This window comes from Parenemella sanctibonifatiensis, assembly GCF_002250565.1.
Taxonomy (GTDB): Bacteria; Actinomycetota; Actinomycetes; order Propionibacteriales; family Propionibacteriaceae; genus Parenemella; species Parenemella sanctibonifatiensis.
In genome coordinates this window covers 130,802-155,559 of record NZ_NMVJ01000009.1, presented here as the reverse complement: position 1 = coordinate 155,559, position 24,758 = coordinate 130,802, and the positions used below count along the sequence as shown (strand labels likewise).

Annotated in this window: 18 protein-coding genes and 1 pseudogene; 12 read left to right on the top strand and 7 right to left on the bottom strand. The window is 67.7% G+C overall.

The genetic code is table 11. From position 1 onward, the window contains the following. Positions 1 to 17 precede the first annotated feature (17 nt). Positions 18 to 1,823 (top strand): Stk1 family PASTA domain-containing Ser/Thr kinase, encoded by a 1,806-nt coding sequence (pknB, locus tag CGZ91_RS11300; protein WP_094455234.1) that lies wholly within the window; start codon positions 18 to 20, stop codon positions 1,821 to 1,823. A gap of 155 nt (positions 1,824 to 1,978) precedes the next feature. Continuing rightward, the gene (locus tag CGZ91_RS11295) at positions 1,979 to 4,234 is read left to right on the top strand and encodes a PhoX family protein (protein ID WP_094455232.1); all 2,256 of its coding nucleotides are present in this window, start codon (positions 1,979 to 1,981) and stop codon (positions 4,232 to 4,234) included. A gap of 411 nt (positions 4,235 to 4,645) precedes the next feature. Here the strand turns inward: CGZ91_RS11295 and CGZ91_RS11290 are convergent, their stop codons facing one another. Next, entirely contained in the window at positions 4,646 to 5,293 is a 648-nt protein-coding gene (locus CGZ91_RS11290) for an aminodeoxychorismate/anthranilate synthase component II (protein WP_094455230.1), read from the bottom strand. Positions 5,294 to 5,339: 46 nt separating this feature from the next. Then, positions 5,340 to 6,056, bottom strand: a complete 717-nt coding sequence (locus CGZ91_RS11285) for a DUF881 domain-containing protein (protein WP_229116590.1) — start codon at positions 6,054 to 6,056, stop codon at positions 5,340 to 5,342. Between the two features lie 135 nt (positions 6,057 to 6,191). On the opposite strand from CGZ91_RS11285, the gene CGZ91_RS15020 reads away from it, so the two are divergent. After that, a complete protein-coding gene (locus CGZ91_RS15020) occupies positions 6,192 to 6,965 on the top strand; it encodes a cell division protein CrgA (protein ID WP_407670874.1) in 774 nt (257 codons plus the stop codon). A 657-nt stretch (positions 6,966 to 7,622) separates the two neighbouring features. On the opposite strand, the gene lysS is transcribed toward CGZ91_RS15020, so the two are convergent. Continuing rightward, positions 7,623 to 9,182: a lysine--tRNA ligase gene (gene lysS, locus CGZ91_RS11275; protein WP_094455226.1), complete on the bottom strand. Its 1,560-nt coding sequence runs from the start codon at positions 9,180 to 9,182 to the stop codon at positions 7,623 to 7,625. Positions 9,183 to 9,258: 76 nt separating this feature from the next. Here lysS and CGZ91_RS14360 point away from each other — a divergent pair, with 76 nt between their 5' ends. Continuing rightward, positions 9,259 to 10,128, top strand: a complete 870-nt coding sequence (locus tag CGZ91_RS14360) for a YbjQ family protein (protein ID WP_179229337.1) — start codon at positions 9,259 to 9,261, stop codon at positions 10,126 to 10,128. A 105-nt stretch (positions 10,129 to 10,233) separates the two neighbouring features. Here CGZ91_RS14360 and CGZ91_RS11265 read toward each other — a convergent pair whose 3' ends face one another. Genes CGZ91_RS11265 through ngcE form a run of 3 tightly spaced genes read right to left on the bottom strand, consistent with a single transcriptional unit; the run spans position 10,234 to position 13,514 of the window. Further along, complete coding sequence (locus tag CGZ91_RS11265) at positions 10,234 to 11,112, bottom strand: carbohydrate ABC transporter permease (RefSeq protein ID WP_094455224.1); 879 nt, start codon at positions 11,110 to 11,112, stop codon at positions 10,234 to 10,236. Then, on the bottom strand, positions 11,109 to 12,098 hold the full coding sequence (locus CGZ91_RS11260; protein ID WP_094455222.1) for a carbohydrate ABC transporter permease: 990 nt from the start codon (positions 12,096 to 12,098) through the stop codon (positions 11,109 to 11,111). The genes CGZ91_RS11265 and CGZ91_RS11260 overlap by 4 nt, the downstream gene beginning before the upstream one ends. 9 nt (positions 12,099 to 12,107) lie before the next feature. Then, on the bottom strand, positions 12,108 to 13,514 hold the full coding sequence (gene ngcE, locus CGZ91_RS11255; protein ID WP_094455220.1) for an N-acetylglucosamine/diacetylchitobiose ABC transporter substrate-binding protein: 1,407 nt from the start codon (positions 13,512 to 13,514) through the stop codon (positions 12,108 to 12,110). A gap of 363 nt (positions 13,515 to 13,877) precedes the next feature. Here ngcE and CGZ91_RS14355 point away from each other — a divergent pair, with 363 nt between their 5' ends. The 6 genes from CGZ91_RS14355 to CGZ91_RS11220 all read left to right on the top strand — a co-directional run bounded on the left by CGZ91_RS14355 (position 13,878) and on the right by CGZ91_RS11220 (position 21,549). Next, positions 13,878 to 15,617 carry a MinD/ParA family ATP-binding protein gene (locus CGZ91_RS14355; protein WP_179229336.1) on the top strand — a complete coding sequence of 580 codons (1,740 nt, stop codon included), beginning with the start codon at positions 13,878 to 13,880 and terminating at the stop codon, positions 15,615 to 15,617. A gap of 209 nt (positions 15,618 to 15,826) precedes the next feature. Then, complete coding sequence (locus CGZ91_RS14085) at positions 15,827 to 16,411, top strand: TetR/AcrR family transcriptional regulator (RefSeq protein ID WP_179229335.1); 585 nt, start codon at positions 15,827 to 15,829, stop codon at positions 16,409 to 16,411. Then, positions 16,405 to 18,138 (top strand): ABC transporter ATP-binding protein, encoded by a 1,734-nt coding sequence (locus tag CGZ91_RS11235; RefSeq protein ID WP_094455214.1) that lies wholly within the window; start codon positions 16,405 to 16,407, stop codon positions 18,136 to 18,138. Before CGZ91_RS14085 ends, CGZ91_RS11235 begins: the two co-directional genes overlap by 7 nt. Continuing rightward, positions 18,135 to 20,183 carry an ABC transporter ATP-binding protein gene (locus tag CGZ91_RS11230; RefSeq protein ID WP_094455212.1) on the top strand — a complete coding sequence of 683 codons (2,049 nt, stop codon included), beginning with the start codon at positions 18,135 to 18,137 and terminating at the stop codon, positions 20,181 to 20,183. Before CGZ91_RS11235 ends, CGZ91_RS11230 begins: the two co-directional genes overlap by 4 nt. Before the next feature lie 151 nt (positions 20,184 to 20,334). After that, entirely contained in the window at positions 20,335 to 20,946 is a 612-nt protein-coding gene (locus tag CGZ91_RS11225; protein WP_144276879.1) for a hypothetical protein, read from the top strand. Positions 20,947 to 21,324: 378 nt separating this feature from the next. Then, complete coding sequence (locus tag CGZ91_RS11220; protein WP_094455208.1) at positions 21,325 to 21,549, top strand: hypothetical protein; 225 nt, start codon at positions 21,325 to 21,327, stop codon at positions 21,547 to 21,549. 114 nt (positions 21,550 to 21,663) lie between these two features. On the opposite strand, the gene CGZ91_RS14790 is transcribed toward CGZ91_RS11220, so the two are convergent. Further along, positions 21,664 to 22,023, bottom strand: coding sequence for a BlaI/MecI/CopY family transcriptional regulator (locus CGZ91_RS14790; protein WP_094455206.1), 360 nt, complete (start codon positions 22,021 to 22,023; stop codon positions 21,664 to 21,666). A gap of 115 nt (positions 22,024 to 22,138) precedes the next feature. Here CGZ91_RS14790 and CGZ91_RS11210 point away from each other — a divergent pair, with 115 nt between their 5' ends. Then, complete coding sequence (locus CGZ91_RS11210) at positions 22,139 to 23,647, top strand: cytochrome ubiquinol oxidase subunit I (RefSeq protein ID WP_094455204.1); 1,509 nt, start codon at positions 22,139 to 22,141, stop codon at positions 23,645 to 23,647. 9 nt (positions 23,648 to 23,656) lie between these two features. Continuing rightward, positions 23,657 to 24,664: pseudogene (gene cydB, locus CGZ91_RS11205) on the top strand (cytochrome d ubiquinol oxidase subunit II); the annotation flags it as partial. Positions 24,665 to 24,758: the final 94 nt, after the last annotated feature.

The window sequence follows — 24,758 nt, the reverse complement described above, 5'->3', positions numbered from 1 at the left end:
TCGGAAGGAATCAACCAATGAGCGAAGGTCGTGCCGAGGTCATCGGCGACCGCTACGCCTTGGGTGAGGTCCTCGGTCGTGGCGGCATGGCGTTGGTCCGGCGCGCCACGGACACGCGACTGGGCCGCGAGGTCGCCATCAAGACCCTGCGCACTGATCTGGCGACGGACCCGACCTTCCAGGCCCGGTTCCGCCGTGAGGCCCAGTCCGCCGCCGGCCTGAACCACCCCAACATCGTGTCGGTGTACGACACCGGTGAGCAGGCCATCGACGACGTCCAGGTCCCCTACATCGTGATGGAACTGGTCGAAGGAAAGACCCTGCGCGACGTGCTCCGCGAGGACGGCAAGGTGATGCCCGAGCGGGCTCTCGAGCTCAGCCAGGGCGTCCTCGATGCACTGTCTTATTCGCACCGCTCCGGCATCGTGCACCGCGACATCAAGCCCGCCAACGTGATGCTGACCCCGCAGGGTCAGGTCAAGGTGATGGACTTCGGCATCGCCCGCGCCGTCGCCGACACGTCAGCGACGATGACCCAGACCGCCGCAGTGATCGGCACCGCGCAGTACCTCTCCCCCGAACAGGCCCGCGGCGAAAGCGTCGACGCCCGCTCCGACATCTATTCAGCCGGCTGCCTGCTCTACGAGCTGCTGACAGGACGGCCACCGTTCCAGGGCGATTCCCCGGTCAGCGTGGCCTACCAGCACGTACGCGAGATCCCGCAACCCCCCAGCCATCTCGACCCGGCGATCACGCCCGACATGGACGCGATCGTGCTGAAGTCGCTGGCCAAGGACCCTGCCGAACGCTTCCAGTCTGCCCAGGAGATGCGCTCCGACATCGCCCGGCTGCTGGCCGGTCAGGCCGTCACCGCTGTCATCCCCGCCTCAGCCACCAGCCCGGATCCCGACCCGACCCAGGCGTTGGCGCCCGCCCCGGCCTACGCCGCCGCACCGGCCGCCGCGCCCGTGACGCCGGCCGCCAACCCGGAGGAAGAGGACGAGGACGAGGAGGAGAAGGGCAGCAAGGCCCCGATCGTCCTCACCGTGGTCGCCCTGTTGCTGGCAGTGGCGCTGATCGGCGGCGCAGTGTGGTTCTTTCGCGACCCGCAGCCCAGCCCGAGCCCGTCGGCCAGCCCCTCACCGGTCCAGGCGACGGTCCCCTCGGTGATCGGCATGACGCGGGAACAGGCCGAGCAGCGGCTCCGCGACGAAGGCCTGGTGCCGAAGGTGGAAGAGGTCGAGGAGTCCGATGGATCCTCGGTCGGCACCGTGCTGCGCCAGAACCCCACCGCCAACACCACCCTGGCGCCGGGCTCCGAGGTCACCATCGTGGTGAACGTCGGCCTGGCCTCAGCCGAGATCCCCGACGACCTGATCGGCAAGAGCGAGAGCGACGCCCGACAGGCTCTGGAGGATGCCGGCTTCACCAACATCAGGACCCAGGAGGCCACCTCCGAGCCGAGCACCGCCGAGGCCGGTGAGGTGCTCGACGTCGATCCCAGCGAGGGCACCGACACCACGCTCGACTCGCAGATCACCTTGACGGTCGCGACCGGACAGGTCGAGATGCCCAATCTGCAGGGCTACTCCCAGACCGAGGCCCAGCAGGTCCTGGACGGCTTGGGGCTGACCAATGTCCAATTCCAGGAGCGGGAGTCCAGCGGTGAGACCGGCGTCGTGGTGGGCCAGGAGCCCTCGCCGCGGCAGAAGATCAGCAAGGACGACAAGGTCGTGATCTTCATCTCGATCCCGGCGCCCACGCCGACTCCGGAGCCGACCCCAACGCCGACGCCCACCCCGACAGCGACGCCGACGCGCTGAGGACTCCGACACCCCCAGCTGAAGGCTCCGTCACCGGAGGTTCATCCAACCGTCATCCGTTGGCGACCCGCCGTGCCCTCAGGGCCGGTTGAGTGGGGTTCGTGCGCCGGCTGTGCCCGGTCGCTTGTCAACCCGTTGCGTCGTCAGGAGCTGTCATGCCCCCTCGTACCCTGCTCAAGCTGTTCACGCCCAAGCACCTCAACCGCTCCAACGCCACCTGTGAGTACCGCTGCGGCAACGCCTGCTTCACCGAGGTTCCCAACCAGACCGAGAACCAGTACTTCGGTGACATCGTCGCGCAGGCGATCTCGCGGCGTACGCTGCTGAAGGCCGGGGCCGTCGTCGGCGCCACCGCCGCGGTGGGCCTCAGCATCGATGCCGTGAACGGTACGCGGGCGGCCCAGGCCCAGCCCAGCGCCTTCGGCTGGACCCCGATCGCTCCGGCGACCGACGACTTCGTCACGGTTCCCGAGGGCTACCAGGCCCAGCCGGTGATGCGCTGGGGCGACAAGCTCTTCTCCTCGGCTGCCGACTTCGACGCCGAGAATCAGACCGAGGCCGACCAGCTGGGTCAGTTCGGCTACAACTGTGATTTCCTGGGCTTCTTCGACATCGATGACTCCACCGAGCTCATGATGACGAACCACGAGTACACCAACCCGAACATCATGTTCCCCGACTACGACGCCGAGGCCCCCACCGAAGAGCAGGTCAAGATCGAGTGGGCCGCCCACGGCCTGTCGGTGGTCGCCGTCGCCAAGACCGCCGGCACCGGCGAACTGACCCCGATCGTGGACCACCAGTACAACCGTCGCTTCCACAACGGCACCGAGTTTGAGCTGACCGGCCCCGCCGCCGGTCACGAACTGCTGCAGACCTCGGCCGACCCCAGCGGCACCACCGTGCTGGGCACCCTGAACAACTGCGCCGGCGGCCTGACCCCCTGGGGCACCTGGCTGACCGCGGAGGAGAACTTCAACCAGTACTTCGCCAACCTCGAGGCGATCACCGACGCCGACCAGCTCGCGGCGCTGAAGCGTTACGGCCTGGCCGAGGGCGCCTCGCAGCGCAAGTGGGAGGAGTTCGACTCCCGCTTCGACCTGGCGCAGGAGCCCAACGAGCCCAACCGGTTCGGCTGGATCGTCGAGGTCAACCCGTGGGATCCCACCTCGACCCCGCGCAAGCGCACCGCGCTAGGCCGCTTCAAGCATGAGGCCGGCGCCGTCAGCGTCAGCTCCGATGGTCACGTCGCGGTCTACATGGGTGACGACGAGCGCTTCGACTACGTCTACAAGTTCGTCTCCGACGGCACCGTCTCCGGTGAGAACGCCAAGGACGGCGGCGACCCCAACGCCGACCTGCTCGACAACGGCACCCTCTATGTCGCCCGCTTCACCGGCAACTCCCCGGCCGAAGAAATCGATGGATCCGGCGCGCTGCCCTCCGACGGCGAGTTCGACGGCACCGGCGAGTGGATTGCCCTGGTGCACGGCGACGAGTCCTTCGTCGAGGGCATGACCGCCGCCGAGGTCCTCATCCACACCCGGCTGGCCGCCGACACCGTCGGCGCCACCAAGATGGACCGCCCCGAGGATGTCGAGCCCAACCCGCTCACCGGCCGCGTCTACTTGGCGATGACCAACAACACCCGGCGTAGCGCTGAGGAGGCCGACGAGGCCAACCCGCGCGGTCTGCAGGGCGAGACCGGCTCCAACAAGGACGGTCACGTCGTCGAGCTGATCGAGGACGGCGACGACCCGACCTCGACCACCTTCACCTGGAACCTGCTGCTGGTCTGCGGTGACCCCGAGGACCCGAGCACCTACTTCGGTGGCTTCGACAAGTCGCAGGTCTCGCCGATCTCCTGCCCCGACAACGTCGCCTTCGACGAGCAGGGCACGCTGTGGATCTCCACCGACGGCAACACCCTGGGCGCCCACGACGGCCTGTACGCCGTGCCGCTCGAGGGCGCCGAACGCGGCCACGTCATGCAGTTCCTCTCGGTGCCCAACGGTGCCGAATGCTGTGGTCCGTGGGTCACCGCCGAGCGCGTGAACGTCGCCATCCAGCACCCGGGCGAGAACAACGACGCCGACTTCTGGACCCGCGACTCGCACTTCCCCGACGGTGGCGACTCGCTGCCTCGTCCGTCGGTGATGAGCGTGTGGCGTACGACCACCGAAACTCCCGCCCCGACCTCGCCCGCACCGACCACTCCGGCACCCACCGACCCGGCTCCGACGACGCCGGCTCCCACCAGCCCGGCGCCGACCGACTCCCCGAAGCCGCCGAAGCTGCCTGACACCGGTGCCGGTGCCGGTCTGGCGGGCGTGGTGGCGCTCGGCGCCGGCGCGGCCGCCATCGGCGCGCGCCTGCTGGGCCGCAAGGACCAGGACTCCGACCAGGCCTGATCCTGTGTGAACCCGCGACGGCGGGCGGCGGACTCTTTCGCTGCCCGCCCTTGGCACACCCCGACACCCCCCCCGCCACCCCACCTTTGGGTAGCGGCGCCGTCGTGTGAACCTGCACAACTACAGCCTCCTGTAGCTACGCACCTCAATCGGCCTGATTCGGCTGCACAACTACAGCATCCTGTAGTTGTGCAAGACAGCTTGCCGCCAGGCCACCCGATCCCGACCCGACCTGTCGTTGCTGCGTCTTTGACCCCGACCTGACCCGCGCCGAGCCCACCTTTGTGTGCCGGATTGGGCCCGTGGCCACCGGGATGACGACGAAAACCGCGCCTCAGCCGGGGTTGGTCGCATCTAGTGCGACTGACCCGGCTGGGGCGGACTTTCATAGCAATCGGGCTCCGGTCCGTATCAGCCCAGGACGACGGGCTTCAGCCCGGCCGCGCGAGCCGGCGCCTCGGCGTCGCCGCAGGCGGCCAGCCAGTTGCCCAGCATCGGATAGCCGTGCTCGGTCAGCACCGACTCGGGATGGAACTGGACTGCTTCCACCGAGGCGGTGCGGTGGCGTACCGCCATCACGACACCTGATTCGGTCATTGCGGTCACCTCGAGCTCGGCGGGCACCTGGTCGGGGTCCATCGCGAGCGAGTGATAGCGCGTCACCTGGACCGGGGACGGCACGTCGCTGAAGACGCCCTGACCGTCGTGGGTGATGTGGGAGACCTTGCCGTGCAACAGTTCGGGGGCACGGTCGACGACGCCGCCGTACGCCACCGCGATCGCCTGCAGGCCGAGACAGACCCCGAAGATCGGGACCTGGTCCTCGAGCTCGCGCACCACTCGTACGCAGACCCCGGCTGCCTCCGGAGTGCCTGGGCCCGGCGACAGCAGGACCCCGTCGAAGGGCAGGCTGTCGGCGCCACCGCGCCACCACTGGTCCGCGTCGAAACGCTCGTCGTCGTTGCGCCAGACCTCGACCTCGGCGCCCAGCTGGGCGAGATACTGCACGAGGTTGTAGACGAACGAGTCGTAGTTGTCGATGACGAGGATGCGGGTCACGGCACCAGTTTGCCACCCCGTACGCCCGCCGCGGGCCGGGTTCAGATCAGCGCAGCGGGGAGGCGTACTCGAGCTCGCCGCCACCCTCGTAACCGGGCAGCGAGGCACGCTGCAGCAGTTGTTGCTCGTAGCCGAGTTGGTAGCGCCGGGCGAAGCCGCGGTAGGCCTGCACCCAGCTGTCGGATTCGAGCTGAGCCTGCATGCCGGCGCTGTCGCCGACCGCGACGATGACGTAGGGCGGGCCGTAGGGGACGCCGTGCAGCACCACGCTGTTGCCGACGCACTTGACTGCGGTCAGCGAGGTCACCCGCTGGCCCTGGATGGTCATCGCTTCGGCGCCGCCGGCCCACATCGCGTTCACGACCGCCTGGATGTCTTGTTGGTGGACCACCAACATGGATTCGTCAACGCCCTCGGCCAGCACCGAGTCGGGAGCATCGGAGAGGGTGACCTGGATCGCGGGGCCTTGGACCGGGTCGCCGCCCGCCTCCTGGCGGGCCCGGGCCAGCCCGGCACCCTCCTCGCCCGCAGCGGTTTCGGTGAGGGCGTCGACTTCGGCCCGCAGTGCGGTCGCGTCGCGGCGCAGGTCGGCGTTGCGGTCAGCTTCCTCCTCGATGAGATCGACCAGATCAACGTTGCGGTTGGGGCGCAGGTCCGTGCCCTGGGAGCTGATTGCCGCAGTCGTCATCATCGCTGCGGCGAGCGCCAGCACGGCACCAGTGAAGAGTCGACGAGCCAGCCGGGCCCACCTGTGATCGGCCACGTCCTCCCCCATCTGCGCGGCGGCCGGGCGCGCGAAGGTGTGCCGCGGGCCTTGACCGACTAGGCTACCTGAGGATTCTTGCCCACGAGAGCGTCCCGCGACGGGTCGCCTCATCGCTCAGAGGGGATTGTCGCGTTGCCTCAGTCCAAGCGTCGTCGGTCGTCGTCACGACCGAACTCCAACCGCAACCGTGCCGGCAGGCCCGCCCAGCGCAGCACGCCGGCAACACGGGACAGCCGCGACGCCGACGAGGATGTGCTGTCCGAGGGTGAGCTGGTGCCCGACGGCTCCGAGCTGACCTCGACCCGTGCCCAGGAAGCCAAGAAGCCTGAGGACCGCAAGCAGTCCGAACGCTCCAGCTCGGCCACCAAGTCCGCCAACCGACGCCGCAAGGACCGCCGTGCCGCCGCTCGCGCACAGGCCGCGACCAGCGACGAGGACCTGGACGAGGACATCGAGAGCGACGACCTCGAGGACGAGGACGACGCCCCGAAGAAGCCTGCGGCGAAGAAGGCCGCAGCCACGAAGGGCGGCGGCAAGGGTCGGTACGTGAACGAGGCTGACGAGGACGACGAGGACGACGACACCGATTCCGACGAGGACGAGGACGAGGACGAGAAGGGCTCCGGCAAGAAGTCGTCCGGCAGCAAGAAGTCGGCCAAGACCCCGGCCAAGAAGGCCGCCAGCAAGAAGAAGGTCGCGAAGAAGCCGAAGGTGAAGGGGCCGGCCAGCCGCCGCTGGGTGCCGCCGACTTTCATCACGGTGGGCCTCCTGGGCGTCATCTGGCTGGTGGTCTACTACATCGCCGGCCAGTACGTGCCCTTCATGAACACCCTCGGCGACTGGAACATCCTCATCGGCATGGGCCTGATGGGCCTCGCCTTCGCGCTGTCGACCCTCTGGAAGTAGACCTCGCGCGCACTGCGTGCAGTCGATTCTCGAAACCGGTCCGAAACCCGGGTCTGGGCGAATCGACTGCACGTCCTGCGCGCGGGCGTACCCCGATGGCCCCCACCGAGCGTCGCCCCCAGCTGGAGTGCAGGCCGCAATGACGCAGCAACGAATGCAGGGGCACGGGCACCCGTGACGCAACTACAGCAGGCTGTAGAAAAGCAGCCCGAAACCCCGATTCCAGGCGTACAACCACAGCAGACTGTAGTTGCGCAGGTCACACCACCCCCGGGTCCTCAGAGGCGGAGCGCGATGCCAGACGTACGCCGGTCGGCAGCTCAAGGTACGGGCCGAGGCGCCAGACGTACGCCGGTCGGCAGCTCAAGGTGCGGGCCGAGGCGCCAGACGTACGCCGGTCGGCAGCTCAAGGTGCGGGCCGAGGCGCCAGATGTACGCCGGCCCGCCGGCTCAAAGGTGGGCGCTGGGGGCGATGTCGGGGTGTCGTCGGGCGTACCGGATCGGTACCCGGCGTCAGCCGGGGCCCGCGCAGGTGGGCGGGGCGCCGCCCCCAGCGCGCGCCGGATTCACAGCCCACGCGCCGGACTCACAACCGACCCACCGGACTCACGGCCGACCCGCCAGAGCCAACCGCGAGCAGCCGAGGGCTCGAGCGGCTCAGCGCTCCGGCTTCAGCAGTGGAAACAGGATCGTCTCGCGGATGCCGGCGCCCGTCAGCAGCATGACGAGACGGTCCAGGCCCAGGCCCATCCCGCCCATCGGTGGTGCACCGAATTCGAGCGCGGCGAGGAAGTCCTCGTCGAGCTGCATCGCCTCGGGGTCACCGCCGGCGGCCTTGAGTGACTGTTCGGTCAACCGCTGCCGCTGGATCACCGGGTCCACCAGTTCGGTGAAGCCCGTGCCCCGCTCCACACCGCCGATGATGAGGTCCCAGGCCTCGATCAGGTCAGGATCATCACGGTGCTGGCGGGCCAGCGGCTGCGCAACAGTCGGATAGTCACACACGAAGGTCGGCTGCAGCAGGCCCGGTTCGACGAGCTCCTCGAAGAGTTCCATGACGACCTTGCCGGCTTCCCAGCCCGGATCCAGTTCCAAGCCATGGGCCTCGGCGTACGGCTGGAGTTCTGCCAGCGAGGTGCGGGGCGTGATCTCCTCGCCGAGCGCTTCGGACAGGCCCTGGTGGACGGGCAGCCATTGCCACTCGCCGTCGAGGTCGATCTGGCCGGCCTCGGTGTCGACCTGTCGGCTGCCGACCGCGTCGGCCGCGGCCTGCACGATCCGCCGGGTCAGGTCGGCGATGGTGACCTGGTCCCCCCAGGACTGGTACGCCTCCAGCATCGTGAACTCGGCCGAGTGACTGGAGTCGATGCCTTCGTTGCGGAAGATCCGACCGATCTCATAGACCCGGTCCGCGCCGCCCACCATCGCGCGCTTGAGATAGAGCTCCAGCGCGATCCGCAGCGTCATGTCGGTGGAGAACGCATTCAGATGCGTGCGGAACGGCCGAGCGGCGGCACCGCCGTGGACCAGCTGCAGGATCGGGGTCTCGACCTCGATGTAGCCATCGCCCTGGAGCACCTCGCGTACCGCTCGGGTGATCTGGGCGCGGTCGCGCACCATGGTGCGGGCATCAGCGCGCAGCACCAGATCGGCGTGCCGGCGGCGCACCCGCGACTCCTCGGAGAGTTCCTTGTGCAGCGTCGGCAACGGCCGCAGCGCCTTGGCGCCCATCCGCCATTGGCTGGCCATCACCGACAGCTCACCGCGGCGGGACACGATCACGCGGCCGGTGACGTGGACGAAGTCACCCAGATCGACCTGAGCCTTCCAGTCCGCCAGGCGTTCCTCGCCGACCTCGGCCAGCGACAGCATCACCTGCAGGCGTTCGGCGTCACCATCGAGGGTGAACCCGTCCTGCAGGGTGGCGAAGCACAGCTTGCCGGTGTTGCGGACGAAGACCACTCGGCCGCCGATGCTGACGACATCCTGGGTCTCCTCGCCGGTCTCCAGGTGCTGCCAGCCGTCGCGGACCTGGCTCAGCGTGTGGGTCCGGGTGAGGTCAGGGGCGTACGCCTGCTCCCCCGCCTCGATGATCGCTTCCCGCTTGGCGAGCCGGACCCGGGTCTGCTCGGACGCGCCCTCTCCTTCGAAGAGTTCGCGTTCCTGGGCGGCGTCGGATTCCTCGTTGGACGGGTCCGGTGCATTGGTCTCAGTCACCGCGCCAGCCTATCGCGAGGGATCCGGTACGCCCCGGGTCTGTTGAGCGGCCCAACCCTTGGATATCTTGGGGGCCATGAGCTACGGACAGACCCCCTACGGGCAGAACCCCTACGGGCAGCAGCAGTCCCAGGCTGGCTACGGTCAGTCCCAGCAGGGCTATGGACAACAACAGGGCTACGGCCAGCAGGGCCAGGGCAGTTACGGCCAGCAGCCGCAGCAGCAGGGCTACGGTTCCCAGCAGGGCAGCTACGGCCAGCAGCCCCAGCAGCACCAGACTTATGGTCAGCAGGGCCAGGGCAGCTACGGCCAGCAGCAGCAGCAGCAGGGATATGGCCAGCAGGCGCAGTCCCAGCCGGCCGCGGCGGCCAACAAGCGCGCCGAGCACGACATTCCGGTGGTCACCACCGAGGGTCTGGCCGGCAAGGACATCGCCAGCGCGATCGGCGAGGTGATCGGCAGTTCCCGGGGCGGCGGCACCGGCGCGGCCCAGCAGGCCGTCGAGTCGCTGCTGGACCAGGCCATCGAGGCCGGCGCCCAGGCTGTGGTCAGCCTGCGCTTCGCAGGTGTCGGCGCCGAGATCCTCGCGTACGGCACCGCCGTGAAGCTCGAGGGCGGGGCCGCGACCGACAGCTCGACCACCGAGAGCTCCAGCGACAGCGCGACCGGCACGGAGGCAAGCGAGGCTGCCAGCGGTACGCCGAGCGCGACGGCGCAGACCGCCGGCCAGGGCAGCACCGGTCAGAGTGCCGGCTGGGGCAGCCAGTCCAGCGCCTCGGCCTCCAACGCCAGCGCCTGGGGCGACTCCAGCTGGGGCGGTTCCTCGGACCAGTCCAGCCCGCAGTCGGCCACCCAGCCCGAGGGCCAGGGGTACGGGCAGCAGACCCAGCAGCCCGGCGGTTACGGCCAGCCGGGGCAGCAGCCCGGCCAGCAGTCGGCCTGGTGAGCTGACCGCCAGCAAGCGATCTGCCAGACACAGCACAACCCCAGCCCAATCCGGGCTGGGGTTGTCTGTTTCTCGTGCTGGTTGCTCGGCCTCAGGCCTGGCAGCTCACTTCATGGTGCCCTGCGACACCGAGCCCTGCAGCTGGCGCTGGAAGATGATGTAGACCACCAGCACCGGCGCCACGGTGATGACCACCGAGGCGAACAGCGCGCCGTAGTCGACCTGGTAGCCCATCTGCACCGAGTACGCCGCCAGCCCCTGGGACAGCACATAGTTCTCCGGCCGGGTGTTGATCGCGACCGGGATCAGGTACTGGTTCCACAGGCCCAGGAAGTTGAAGATCGCGATCGAGGCGATGCCGGGACGAGCCATCGGCAACATCACCAGGAAGAAGGTCTGCCACATCCCGGCACCGTCGATCGAGGCTGCCTCGCTGATCTCGTAGGGTAACGTCCGGAAGAAGGCGTACAGGAAGAACACCGTGAACGGCAGCGCGAAGGCGACGTAGGTGATGATCAGACCCGGTCTGGTGTTGAGCAGGCCGAGCTGCTGCAGCGTGAAGAACAGCGGCACGATCGCCAGGAACACCGGGAAGGTGTTGCCGGCGAGCAGCAGGTAGTAGAGCAGCCGGGCGCCGGGGAAGGTGAACCTGGCCAACACGTAGGAACACATCGCACCCAGGATCATCACGATCACCAGCGCGAAGCCCACGATGATGATGGTGTTGAAGAAGTAGGTGCCGATGTTGGCGGTGTTCCAGGCCCGCGCGTAGTTGTCGAAGTTGAGGTTGCCCGGCAACGCGAACGGGGACCGGAAGATCTCCCGAGTCGTCTTGAACGAGGACAGCAAGGTCCACAGCAACGGCAGCACCACGATGAGCGACCAGATGATCAGCAGGATGTGCGCGATGGTGCCGAAGGCGATGTCGTTGGCACGGCTGGAGGTGCGGCGGGTGCGGGGTCGCACGGCGAAACGTTCACTCATGCGAGGGTCACCTGGTCCTTGCCTCCGGTGAACCGGTTAACGGTGAAGACGATCGCCGCCATGATCAGGGTCAGCACCGCGATCACGACGCCCATCGCGCATGCCACCCCGAACAGGCCGTCCTGGAAGGCCACCCGGAACAGCCGCTGCGACATCGTCAGGGTGGTGTTCTGCGGACCGCCGAAGGGGAACATCGCTTGCATGTAGACGAAGGCGTCGATCGCCATGATGCCCAGATAGATGTAGGCGGTCTGGACGTTCTCGCGGATCAGCGGCAGCGTGATGCGTACGCCGATGGTCCAGCGACCCGCACCGTCGATGCGGGCGGCCTCGAAGATCTCGGCGGGGATCGACTTGATGGCAGCCACGAACAGCACCATGTAGAAGCCGACGAAGCCCCACAGCATCACGAACATGGCCACCGGCATCGCGGTACGCGCATCACCCAGCCACGGGAAGGCTTCGAAGCCGGCGAGCCCCAGGTCAGTCAGCAGCGCGTTGACCGGGCCGTTGGAGGGGTCGAAGACCTGCGCCCACAGAATGCCGATCACCACTGCGGGGATGCAGTACGGGAAGAAGGAGACGATCCGATAGAAGGAGGACGCCGCCAACCCGCGTACGTTGCCCTTGCTGCTGCCGCCCACGGTGATGACGATCGCCAGGGTCAGCGACAGGAAAATCACCAGCAACGGCACCACGATCAGCAGCAGCAGGTTGTTCTTCATCGCCGTGAGCCACAGCGGATCGTTGAAGATCCGGATGTAGTTGTCGATGCCGACGAAGGTCACGTCCGGGCTGAAACCGGACCAGCTGGTGAAGGAGTACGCGACAGCTTGGGCGAAGGGCCACAGCACGAACAGGGCATAGATCCCGATCGGCAGTCCGAGGAAGACCGCGAAGAAGCTGACCGAGTCCAGGCTGGGCTTGACGCGCCGGCGGCGGGGACTGGTGGTCCCCGCCGCGGTCGGGATGGCGGTTGTCGACATGGATGAGGCTTACTCGAACTCGATCTTCTCGACGTTGGGATCGTTGGCCTTGGCGTCGGCGATCCCCTGCAGGCCTTCGGTCAGGGTCGGGACATCCATCCGGCCCTCGAGGAAGTCGTTCCACAGCACCAACTGGTCGGTGTTGAGACCGTAGTAGGCGCTGAAACGCAGCGGATAGACCTGGTCGCCGGCCGCGCTCAACATCGCGTTGAGCCCCTGCAGCGCCTTGGACCCGAAGCCGTCCTCGGGCACCGTGTCCATGACGATGGTCGGGGACTTGGTGAGCTGCGCGAAGTTGGTCGCGGCCTCCTTTGACAGCATCGCCCGCATGAACTCCTTGGCGCCGGCCGGGTTGGCGGCCTTGGCGGGCAGGATGAAGCCCTCACCCGGCGAGGCGTGCAGGGCGTCACCGGCGGCCGGCGAGTCCGACACGGTCGGGGTCGGCGCCACGGTCATGTCGAAGCCATCGGCGGTGGCGTCGGCCATCTCGTTCTCGATCCAGGACCCCGACGGATAGAGCAGGGCCTCCTGACCGTCGGACCACTGGGCCTGGGCGTTGGTGAACTGGGTGCCCGAGCCGCCCGGCTTCATGCCGCCGGCGTCGATGATCGCCTTGAGGCCGTTGAAGGCCTCCTGCAGCGGCTCCTGGGACCACGCGCCGGGCTTGAGGTTCTCCAGGTTGAGCCGGACCTCCTGACCGCCCTCCATGATCGCGGAGTCGATGCACAAGGTGTTGTAGTAGGTCGCCGCTTCCTTGCCGAAGAGGAAGAGGTACTTGCCCGCTTCCTTGGCCGCGGCGCTCAGCTCGAGGGCCTCGGCCCAGGTCTTGGGGGCGGTCCAGCCGTTCTCCTTGAACAGCGAGTCGGAATACCAGATGCCGTACGCCGCCATGACGTAGTTGAGCTGCACGAACTTGTCACCGTAGGTGCCGGCTTCGATCACGCCCGGATAGAGGGTGTCGGCGATCTTGGTGCCCTCGTAGTTGTTGGCCTCCAGGATGTCACTGACATCGGCGAGTTGGTCGAGGATCTGGGCTGTCGACATGGCGCCGGCGCCGGAGTTGTCGATGACGTCGGGCGGGTTGCCGCCGACGAAGCGGGGCTGGAGCTCCTGGGCGATCTGGGTGGACGGAGTGACCGTGACCTTGACGGTGGGGAACTTCTTGGTGACCACCTCGCCGGCAAAGACGCAGTAGTCCACGCCGTAGCCGCCGTTGAAGATGACGGCCTCGACCTCGGTGTTCTCGCCCAAGCCGAAGGGGTTGTCCTCGGTCACGTCACCGGTCTCGGCGCTGCCGCCGCCACCGCCGCCAGAACCGCCTGCGGCACAGGCCGACAGGCCTCCCACCGACGCGATCGCTGCGACGGACAGTGCTCCCTTGAGGAACCCCCGCCGCTGGAATGCCGCGTTGTCCATTTCATGCCCTCCTGGTCGTTCAGGTTCGCGGGGTACGCGCTGGGACTCCCTCGGCCCCGCTGCACACTATTCACGTGCTTTCGGAGCCCGGCAAGCACCTTGACAGTGACAGCGCTGCCGAAGCATCGCAAAACAAACTTTCACGCGTCACCAGCCCTATGAGTAAACCGTTTCACGAGCGATCGAGAAACTTGGAAGCGATTTGGTAACGATTCGGCGTGTCGCCAACTTTCAGGGCGGCCAGGCCCCGTCGACACCTACTGATCATGGTCTCCGACGGCCCCATCGGGCCTCGCCGGAGGCCACCTCCCAGGCCTCCACAACCCCCGTACGCACGGCTCCTGCGGCTGATAGGTTGGCCCCATGAGCGAGCGCCTGCCTGACCCGAATGCCGAGTCCACGGCTCCGGCAGCGGATCACCCCACCCCTTCCCAGCGCCCCTCCGCCGAGGGACCGGCGCAGGGGCCATCCCCTCAGAGTTCCGCCGCTCCCTCGGGTGGCGCAGCCGCACCGCAGTGGAGCAGCCAGAGCGACAGCACTCCGGGAGGCGCAACCGCCCCTCGCCCCGAGGGCGGCGGCGCCGTACCACCGGTGACCGATGGCGCCACACCGGTCAACCGGCCGCGTTCGTCGGGTTCTCCTCAGCGGGTGATGCGCGCCCCCAGCAACCAGCGCCCCTCGATGGCCCAGCATCGCCCCAACCCGCAGCCGCAAACCGCACCTCCGGTCTCGGATCCGCGCCGTGCCCGCGGCCCGGCCGCCGGCGGTTCGGATGACACGCCAGCCGCCCGCCGCGCCCAGGGCGCGCCCGCCAGCCCGCCGCCCGGGCCGGACCGGCAGCGCCCGGCGTGGGCCGGACAGCAGCCGCCAGTCGGACCGGCCTCGACTCCGCAGCCAGCTCCCAGCAGCCCCGGGTCTGCCGGCCAGCAGACTGGTCCGGTCGACCCCTGGCTGCAGCAACTGTTCGAGCAGGCCGCCCAGGGGCCGCAGTCCCGTCCGCAGCAGCCCGGCCCCGCACAGGGGCCGCAGCAGGGTCAGCAACAGCGCCCCGGCGGCCCGCAGCAGCCGGCGTACGGTCAGGCTCCCGGCCAGCCCCAGAACTCACAGCCGGGCCAGCATTCGCACCCCGCCCAGTCGCACCAGCCCGGTCAGGGCGAGGCGCGGCCACGTCGGTTCGCGGCCGGCGAGCTGATCGATCAGCTCAACCCGGAGCCGCAGGTGCGCGCCGCCAAGGGCCTCCGCGCGCGGCTCGGCCTGCGCCCCTCGCAGCGCGAGGTCGAGGAGACCCGCGACGACCAGTTGGCGCGGATGCCGTTCAACCGGCCGGTGACGATCATGGTCGCCAACCCCAAGGGCGGCGTGGGCAAGACGCCGACCGTGCTGATGTTGGCAGCCGCCTTCGGCGTCTCCCGCGGCGGCGGCGTGGTGGCGTGGGACAACAACGAGTTGCGCGGCACCATGCCGGACCGCTCCTACAGCCCGCACCGGCGTACGGTGCGCGACCTGCTCGCCGAGTCGCACCACCTGGCCCAGCCGCAGTCGCAGTTCACCGACTTGGCCTACTTCCTCAACCACCAGTCGACCGGTAAGTTCCACACCCTCGGCTCGGCGCAGAACTTCGGCCACGTCATCAGCCGTGACGACTTCGGGCGGATCCACAACATCTTGGCCCGCAACTTCGAGATCGTCATCGTCGACACCGGCAACAACGAGGCGTCCCCGAACTGGCTGGCTGCGGCGCACACCGCCGACTGTCTGGTGGTGCCGACCAAGTGGCGCAAGGACAGTCTGATCCCGGCGGCCCGGATGCTGGAGACGTTGCAGGACCTGCGGCCCGAGCTGCTGGACCGCACCGTCATTGTCGGCACCAACGGTCCGATGGACTCCCAGCGCGACGTCAAGGCCAATGCCTCTGGCTGGTTCGGCGCGAACCACCAGATCTTGGATCTGCCCACCGATCCGCACATTGCCGAGGGTGGCGTCATCGACTACACCAAGCTCAGCCGGACCACCCAGCGGGCTGCGTTGTCGCTGGCGGCAACGGTCGCCCAGCAGATCGGTACGGTCGCCGGGGCCGCCCCGATGGGATCCCCGCGCGGCTGAGTCGGGCCTGTCAATCACCTGAACGCCGCCGTTGGGCGGCCCCGGCCTGCACCAATTCACACTCGATTCACTTTCGGCCCCCTCAAGGCCGGGTTTCGGCTATCGAGTGCGGCTTGATGCACGCGGGCCCCTCCCGCACCGGGACGGGCCCGCCGAAGAACACGGAAAAACAGTTGTGAGTGAGCGCTCACTCACTTAGGATGGCCGGCGTGCCACGCGCGACTCCCCTCACCCCCGACCAGCGTCGGGACGCCATCCTTGAGGCAGTGATTCCGCTGGTTCGCAGTCAGGGCTGGGACATCACCAGCCGACAGATCGCCGAGGCCGCCAGCGTGGCCGAGGGCACGGTGTATCGGGTCTTCGGCACCAAGGACGACGTCATCACCGCCGCCATCGCGCGGGCCACCGACCCGAGTGCGCTGTGCACCGCCATCGGCGCCATCGAGGCCCCCGACCTGGCCACCGTGATCGCCGAGATCGTCGGCCTGCTCCGCGCCGACATGGAGCAGGTCAGCCAGCTCTTCCTCGTCATCCACACGCACGCCGGGCACCACCAAGGCTCGGCCGCCGACCGCGAGGAGCGCGGCCAACGGGTGGGCAAGGCCATCGCCGCCCGCCTGGCCGCCCACGGCGACTCCTTCACCGCCCCACTGCCGCAGATCACCGGCATGATCATGGCGCTCTCCCTGGCCAGCCGGGCCGTCCCGGCGTACGCCTGGCCCCAGTCCGACCATCACCTCGCCCGCGCGCTCCTCTACGGCGTCGCCGCTCGACCCGAAGGAGACCCATGCTGATTCGCCTACTACGCCACTATTTGCGGCCCTACGTCGGTTTCATCCTCGCCCTGATCGGGGTCCAGTTGGTCGCGGCGATGGCCTCGCTCTATCTCCCCAGCCTGAACGGCTCGATCATCGATGACGGTGTGGCAGCCGGCAACATCGACCACATCTGGCGTACGGGCGGGGTCATGCTCGCCGTCAGCCTGGTCCAGATCGCCGGCCAGATCACCGCCGCCTGGTTGGGCGCCCGGGTGGCGATGGCGATGGGACGTGACGTCCGCGCCGGCATCTTCCACCGGGTGCTGAGCTTCTCGGCCCGCGAACTGAACCAGTTTGGCGCACCCTCGCTGATCACTCGCAACACCAACGACGTGCAGCAGATCCAGCAGATGGTCGTGATGGCCAGCGTCATGCTGGTGTCCGCTCCGATCACCATGATCGGCGGCACCTTCATGGCGCTGCGCGAGGACATCGGCCTGTCGTGGCTGGTGGTGGTGGCGGTGGTCACTCTGGCTGCCGCGGTGGGCACCATCGTCGTCTTCATGGGGCCGCTGTTCACCAAGTTGCAAAACCGCATCGACATCGTCAACCGGGTGCTGCGCGAACAGATCACCGGCATCCGGGTGGTGCGGGCCTTCGTACGCGAGGAGCACGAGGCGGCCCGATTCGACCGCGCCAACGCCGACCTCACCGACACCACCACCAAGGTGGGCCGGCTGATGGCCACGATGTTCCCGGTGGTCATGCTGATCCTCAATGTCAGCAGCGTCGGCGTGCTGTGGTTCGGTGGCCACCGGGTCGCGTCGGGGGCGATGCAGGTCGGCCAGCTGACCGCCTTCCTGCAGTACCTCACCCAGATCCTGTTCAGCGTGATGATGGCCACGATGGTGATGGTCATTGCGCCGCGCGCGGCGGTGTGTGCCAAGCGCATCATGGAGGTTCTCGACACCCGTTCCAGCGTGGTGCCGGCGAGCGACCCGCGTACGCCGGCCGCCGCGGCAGGGCGGGTGGAGTTCCGCAACGTCAGCTTCACCTACCCCGGCGCCGAGGAGCCGGTGCTGCGGGAGCTGACCTTCACCGCCGAGCCCGGGCGTACCACCGCGATCATCGGCGCCACCGGCACCGGCAAGACCACGTTGCTCAACCTGATCCCGCGGCTGATCGACGCCACCGACGGCGAGGTGGTGGTCGACGGCGTACCGGTCACCGAGCTGGCGCCCGAGGAACTGTGGTCCCGGGTCGGCCTGATCCCGCAGCGCTCCTTCCTCTTCACCGGCACCGTCGCGTCCAACCTGCGCTATGGCCGGCCCGAGGCCACCGACGAGGAGCTGTGGGAGGCGCTGCGGATCGCCCAGGCGGACGACTTCGTCAGTGCTTTCCCCGATGGCTTGGACCACAAGATCGCCCAGGGCGGCAGCAATGTCTCCGGCGGGCAGCGGCAGCGGCTCTCGATCGCGCGGGCGCTGGTGGCCCGACCACCGGTGCTGCTCTTCGACGACTCGTTCTCGGCCCTGGACCTGACCACCGATTCCCGGCTGCGGCGGGCCCTGGACGAGTCGGTCAAGGACGCCACCCGCATCGTCGTGGCCCAGCGGGTCTCCACGATCACCGACGCCGACCTGATCCTGGTGATGGACAACGGTGAGATCGTGGCCCGCGGCAGCCATGAGGAACTGTTGGAGAGTTCGCCCACCTATGCCGAGATCGTCGATTCCCAGCTGAGCGCCGAGGAGGCAGCATGAGCCCCAAGCACACGGCCGAGGACCAGTCCCAGACCGACGAGACCCAGTCAACTGAGATCGAGGCCAGCACCGAGGACCACCGCAAGCACGGCGGGGGTCACGTCGGCGTCGGTACGCCGACGCAGAAGGCCCTCAACTTCGGGCCCTCTCTCAAGCGGGTGATCGCCGAGCTGCGCCCCGAACGGATGGTGGTCACCTCGGTCATCGTGCTCGGTGCCATCGGCGTCCTGCTGACCGTCATCGGCCCCAAGTTGCTCGGCGCCGCCACCGACGTCATCTTCGCCGGCGTGGTCGGCATGATGTTGCCGGCCGGCGTGACCAAGGAGCAGGCGGTCCAGCAGCTCGAGGCCAGCGGCCAGACGGACCTGGCGCAGATGATCGCGCGGATGGACCTGGTGCCGGGGCAGGGCGTCGATACCGGCGCGCTGGGCACCGCGCTGCTGATCGCGCTGGCGGCGTACGCCGGGTCGGCGATTCTGATGTGGGTGCAGGGCTGGTTGCTCAACGGCGCCGTCCAGCGCACCATCAAGAGCCTGCGCGAGAAGGTAGAGCTGAAGCTGCACCGGCTGCCGCTGTCTTATTTCGACAAGCAGCCGCGCGGTGAGCTGCTGAGCCGGGTCACCAACGACATCGACAACCTCTCGCAGGTGATGCAGCAGACGTTCAGCCAGTTGCTGACCGCACTGCTGACCCTGATCGGCGTGCTCGTGATGATGTTCGTGGTCTCGCCGACCCTGGCGTTGGTCGCGCTCATCATCATCCCGCTGTCGCTGATCACCACGATGATCATCGGCAAGCAGTCCCAGAAGCAGTTCGTGGCCCAGTGGGCCGCCACCGGCAAGGTCAACTCGGTGGTCGAGGAGTCCTACTCGGGGCACGCTCTGGTGAAGGTCTTCGGCCGCAGCAAGGAGACCGAGGCCACCTTCGAGGAGGAGAACGAACAGCTCTTCCAGTCCTCCTTCAAGGCCCAGTTCATCTCCGGCATCATCATGCCGGTGATGTTCCTGCTCGGAAACATCCAGTACGTCGCGATCGCCGTGCTCGGTGGCGTACGCGTGGCCACCGGCCAGATGAACCTGGGCGACATCCAGGCCTTCATCCAGTACACCCGGATGTTCACCCAGCCGCTCACCCAGGTCGCCTCGATGGCCAACCTGCTGCAGTCCGGCGTCGCGTCGGCCGAGCGCGTCTTCGAGGTGTTGGATGCCACCGAACAGGTCACCGAGGGCAAGGCCAGCCTGCCGCCGGTACGCGGCCGGGTCGTCTTCGAGCACGTCGCCTTCTCCTACACCGACGAGCCGCTCATCACCGACCTCAGCCTGACCGCGGAGCCGGGCCAGACCGTCGCGATCGTGGGGCCGACCGGCGCCGGCAAGACGACTCTGGTCAACCTGATCATGCGCTTCTACGAGTTGGACGGCGGCCGGATCACCCTCGACAACGTCGACGTGTCCAGCGTGCCCAGGCCCGAGTTGCGCTCCCGGCTGGGGATGGTGCTGCAGGACACCTGGCTCTTCCACGGCACCATCGCCGAGAACATCGCCTACGGCCGACCCGGCGCCAGCCGCGAGGAGATTGAGGAGGCCGGCCGCGCCTGCCTGGTCGATCGCTTCGTGCACAGCCTGCCCGACGGCTACGACACCATGATCGATGAGGAGGGCAGCAACGTCTCCGCCGGCGAGAAGCAGCTCATCACCATCGCGCGGGCCTTCCTGGCCGATCCGGCGCTGCTGATCCTGGACGAGGCGACCAGCTCGGTCGACACCCGCACCGAGGTGTTGGTGCAGGAGGCCATGAACAACCTGCGCAGCGGGCGCACCAGCTTCGTCATCGCGCACCGGTTGTCGACCATCCGCGACGCCGACGTGATCCTGGTGATGCGCGACGGCGGCATCGTCGAACAGGGCTCCCACAGCGCCCTGCTGGAGCAGCGCGGCCCCTACTGGGAGCTCTACAACGCCCAGTTCGCCGGGGCGATCGAGGACGCCGAACCGGAGCCCGAACTGCCCGAACGCGACGCGCCGGCCGCGGGCCCGATGGGCTGAACCGCCGGTCCGCGCCCGGCGTACGGAACGGTCGCGCACGGTGCGAGTCTCGGCGGGGTCTTGACTCCAGAGGCGCACCAGCCTAGTCTCTTGCACAGACTGAAAGCGTCGCACAGATGGCAGCTTCAGCTCTCACCCGATGGAGGTTGGGATGAAACAGCAATACCTACGCCGAGGACTGGTGGCCACAGGCGCCGCCCTTGCCCTGACGGCAGCAAGCGTGATCGGGGTCTCGTCGTTGACGGCGGGCGCCGACTCCGACCGCGACATCGTGGTCACTAGTTGGGGCCAGCTGCCGACCGATGCCGAGTCCAAGGAACAACTGTCCAAGCAGGAACAGCCAGCGGTCCAACTCAGCGATGGGCAGCGGGCCTTCATCTACGAGCAGGTCGAGCCTGCGTGGCAGGCGGCCATCCGCGCCGCACCCCAAGACCTGCCCGAGGGCTATTACTACCCGAGCGCCGAGCAGATGTTCAGCTGGGTAGAGCCGGGATCGTCGTTTGACGACCTCTTCTTCCTCTCCCACGCAGTGCAGGTATGGAAGTGCGCGTGGATCGACCAGGCCGTGACCGCCGGCACCGACGCCTCCCCGTCAGCGAAGGACCTGTGGACACGCTTGACCGAGACCGAGAACTCCCTCGTCGGTGGAACCGGCACGACTGAGCTCAATCGCGACACCGCGTCCGCCGCGCAGGCCGAGGGGACCTCCACTCTCCGCTACGCACATCGCAGCTGCGGCCACGGCTTCATCTGGAAGGACTGACTGATGCGCAACTCGCGGACGATACGGCGTACAACCTGGCTGCAGTGCCGCTGATCCTATTGTGGGGAGCCGATGAGGTCGGAGTGCCTGGCGGGCCACGCACCGACTACACCTCGGCTCAGCTGTTCGATATTATCCGTCGCTACAACGGATTTGGACCAGCGGCGGAGCGGTACGCGAGGGCCGTTACCGGCTTCTACGAAGTCTTTGAGGGACATAACGCCGCCTTGCGCTAAACATATGGTGCCAAACGATGCCACAAGTACCCGCGGGGGGCGCCTACCTTCCCGACCGAGCCGAGCGGCAGCAGGGGCGCTTCTGGCGATCTGTTGCGTGGTCTCAGGAGTTCTGGCTTTTACGCCGCTGGCGGTTCTCAGCATGACGTCGGCGGTCCTCTGGCGCCCCGCCTCGGTCGTCGACGCGTTCGAGGACCTGCCCTGGGCCGCCTGGCTCGCCTACGGCGTCGTGACGCTACTACTGGCGCTGCTCCCGATGATCATCGGATCCCTGCTGCTACGCCGCAGGGCCCACTGGCACTGGGCCGTCGCACCCACCGTGACCGCGGTCGTCGCCGTGGCGGTGTTCGTCGCACGCACGATGTGATCGCACCGCAACCAGCCCCCGCGGCGCACGTTTCCTCAACTTGTTGAGCTTCTCGGCCCAGAATCCGCGACCTGGGCCCCAGGTCCTCAACAAGTTGAGGTTTCGCGTACGCCGCTAGCCCGACCGGCGCAACCCCTCCATGGCCGGGTCGCCGTCGATCAGGCCACGCAGCTCATCGAGGATGCGGGGGCGCTCGCTCGGGTCGACGTCGACCAGCAGGGCATACATCTCGTCGGCGATCAGCCGCGCCTGGGTGACCGCGGGGCGATAGATCCAGGCCCTGCCGTCGCGCTCCCGCATGACCAGGTCCTTCTTGGCGAGCCGGTCGAGCACCGTCATGACGGTGGTGTACGCCAGCTGCTTCTCCCCGTCCTCTCCCGAGAGCTCCTCGTGCACCTCTCGCACCGAGCGCGCCTGGCTGGTACGCCACAGCGCTCCCATGACGCGATGTTCGAGGTCTCCGAGAACTGCCACAGCACCAGCATGGCACCAATCCGGGAACATTGGTACTACTGTCCGTAGTAGTGAGGCATATCACATCCGCCCCGTCAGATGGATTACTACGACGCAGCGTCGTAGGCTTGCGGCCATGAGCCCAGAAACGCTGGCACGGTGGCAGTTCGGGATCACCACCGTCTATCACTACTTCTTCGTACCCCTGACGATTGCTCTCTCACTGCTGGTCGCAGTCCTGCAGACCATGTGGTTTCGCACCGGACAGGACAAATTCCTCCGGCTGACCAAGTTCTACGGCAAGCTCTTCCTCATCAACTTCGCCATGGGCGTGGTGACCGGCATCGTGCAGGAGTTCCAGTTCGGCATGAACTGGTCCGAGTACAGCCGCTTCGTGGGCGACATCTTCGGTGCCCCACTCGCGCTGGAGGCGCTGCTGGCGTTCTTCCTCGAGTCCACCTTCCTGGGCGCCTGGATCTTCGGCTGGGACCGGCTGCCCAAGAAGATCCACCTGATGACGATCTGGCTCGCGGCTTTCGGCACCATGCTGTCCGCGATCTTCATCCTGGCCGCCAACTCCTGGATGCAGAATCCGCTCGGCTACCAGTACAACCCGGTCACCGACCGCGCCGAGCTGACCGACTTCGGCGCCGTGATGACCAACCCGGTGCTGCTCATCACCTTCCCGCACACCCTGGCCGCGTCCTACCTGGTCGCGACGGGCTTCATCGCCGGCATCGCCGGCTGGCACCTGGCCCGACTCAACAAGGCCGCCGCGACCACCCCGACGCTGCCCGCGGGCACTGAGGCCGAGGTCGACGCCGAAGCCACGGCTGCCGCCGAGCGGGCCGAGACGGATCGACAGGAGCAGATCTCCGGCTTCCGATGGGCGCTCAAGTTCGGCGCCATTGGGTTGCTGATCTCCGGACTGGCCGTCTGCATCACCGGCGACATCCAGGGCAAGGTCATGACCGACGTGCAGCCGATGAAGATGGCCGCCGCCGAAGCGCTCTACGACACCGAAGCCCCGGCCTCCTTCTCGGTGCTGACGATCGGCACCCTCGATGGCAGCGAGGAGGTGTACGCCATGACCGTCCCGTACGTGCTGTCCTTCTTGGCGACCGGCACCCTGGACGGTGAGGTCCGCGGCATCAACGACCTGCAGGCCGAGTACGAGGAGAAGTACGGCCACTTCGGCATCGTCAACTTCGCCCCCAACATCCCCGTCACCTACTGGTCCTTCCGGGCCATGATGGGGCTGGGCTTCCTCGCGATGGCGATCGGGGCGTACCTGCTGTGGGTGGTCCGCAAGAACCACCTGCCCCGCTCCTCGTGGTGGTTCACCGCCATCTGCGTGATTGCCCCGCTGGCCCCGATGTTCGCCAACTCCTTCGGCTGGATCTTCACCGAGATGGGCCGTCAGCCCTGGTTGGTGTTCGGCGTCATGCCGACCGCCGCCGGCGTCTCCCCCGGCGTCGGTGCGGGCACCGTCCTCACCTCCATGATCGTCTTCACGCTGCTCTACGGCGGCCTGGCGGTGATCGAGGTCGGCCTGATGTTGAAGTACATCAAGGAGGGCCTGCCTGAGGCGAAACCCGTCGAGGTCGTCGAGAACGACGACCAGCCACTCTCCTTCGCTTACTGAGGAATGATCATGGATCCGTCTCTGCTCCCCACCATCTGGTTCATCCTGATCGCCGTCCTGTGGCTGGGCTACTTCGTCCTCGAAGGATTCGACTACGGCGTCGCGATGCTGCTGCCGATTCTTGGCAAGACCGACAAGAAGCGGCGCGTCATGATCAACACCATCGGCCCACTCTGGGACGGCAACGAGGTGTGGTTGCTGACCGCCGGCGGTGCGACCTTTGCCGCCTTCCCCGGCTGGTACGCCACCCTCTTCTCCGGCCTGTATCTCCCGCTCCTGCTCGTGCTGGTGGGCCTCATCCTGCGGGGCGTGGCCTTCGAGTATCGCGCCAAGCGCGACGATGCCCGCTGGCGTGCCATGTTCGACTGGTTCGCCATCGTCGGTTCCTTCGTCCCCTCCTTGGTGTGGGGTGTCGGCTTCGCCAACTTCGTGGTGGGACTACCGGTCAACGCCGATCACATCTTCATCGGCTCGTTCTGGTCCCTGTTCGGCCCGTTCCAGCTGCTCGGCGGCGTGATGGCGGTGGCGCTGTTCCTCACCCATGGCGCCATCTTCATCGCCCTCAAGACGCGCGGCGAGATCCACGAGGAGGCCAAGGCCTTCGCCTGGAAGTCCGGCATCGTCACGGTCGTGCTGGTCGCTGCCCTGGTGGTCTGGCAGAACCTGCAGTGGGGCACCGGCGTGGCCGGTTGGGTGTTGGCGGCCGTGGCGATCGTCGCGATCGCAGCCGCCACCGCGCTGGCTCGGGCAGGCCGCGAGGGCTGGGCCTTCGCCGGCACGGCGCTGGCCACGCTGGCGATCTGGGTTGGCTTCTTCGTCACGATGTATCCCGACCTGGGCTTCGACAACAGCCTCAACCAGGGCGCCCCGCTGGACCTGTGGTCGGCGGCCTCCACCGAATACACCCTCACCATCATGACCTGGGCGGCGGTGGTCTTCGTGCCGATCGTGCTGTGCTACCAGGCTTGGTCCTACTGGGTGTTCCGCAAGCGGCTGTCGGTGGAGAACCTGCCCGATGACACCGGTCAGGCCGAGGCCGAACCGGAGCCGCAGCGGGTGGCCGCCGGCGCCGCCCCCGTCGACGGCCACGGTAACGACACGCCCACTGATG

Coding starts and splice junctions, on each gene's coding strand:
- pknB (WP_094455234.1), top strand. CDS start 18: ATGAGCGAAGGTCGTGCCGAGGTCATCGGCGACCGCTACGCCTTGGGT.
- CGZ91_RS11295 (WP_094455232.1), top strand. CDS start 1,979: ATGCCCCCTCGTACCCTGCTCAAGCTGTTCACGCCCAAGCACCTCAAC.
- CGZ91_RS14360 (WP_179229337.1), top strand. CDS start 9,259: ATGAGCTACGGACAGACCCCCTACGGGCAGAACCCCTACGGGCAGCAG.
- CGZ91_RS11265 (WP_094455224.1), bottom strand. CDS start 11,112: ATGAGTGAACGTTTCGCCGTGCGACCCCGCACCCGCCGCACCTCCAGC.
- CGZ91_RS11260 (WP_094455222.1), bottom strand. CDS start 12,098: ATGTCGACAACCGCCATCCCGACCGCGGCGGGGACCACCAGTCCCCGC.
- ngcE (WP_094455220.1), bottom strand. CDS start 13,514: ATGGACAACGCGGCATTCCAGCGGCGGGGGTTCCTCAAGGGAGCACTG.
- CGZ91_RS14355 (WP_179229336.1), top strand. CDS start 13,878: ATGAGCGAGCGCCTGCCTGACCCGAATGCCGAGTCCACGGCTCCGGCA.
- CGZ91_RS11235 (WP_094455214.1), top strand. CDS start 16,405: ATGCTGATTCGCCTACTACGCCACTATTTGCGGCCCTACGTCGGTTTC.
- CGZ91_RS11230 (WP_094455212.1), top strand. CDS start 18,135: ATGAGCCCCAAGCACACGGCCGAGGACCAGTCCCAGACCGACGAGACC.
- CGZ91_RS11225 (WP_144276879.1), top strand. CDS start 20,335: ATGAAACAGCAATACCTACGCCGAGGACTGGTGGCCACAGGCGCCGCC.
- CGZ91_RS11220 (WP_094455208.1), top strand. CDS start 21,325: ATGACGTCGGCGGTCCTCTGGCGCCCCGCCTCGGTCGTCGACGCGTTC.
- CGZ91_RS11210 (WP_094455204.1), top strand. CDS start 22,139: ATGAGCCCAGAAACGCTGGCACGGTGGCAGTTCGGGATCACCACCGTC.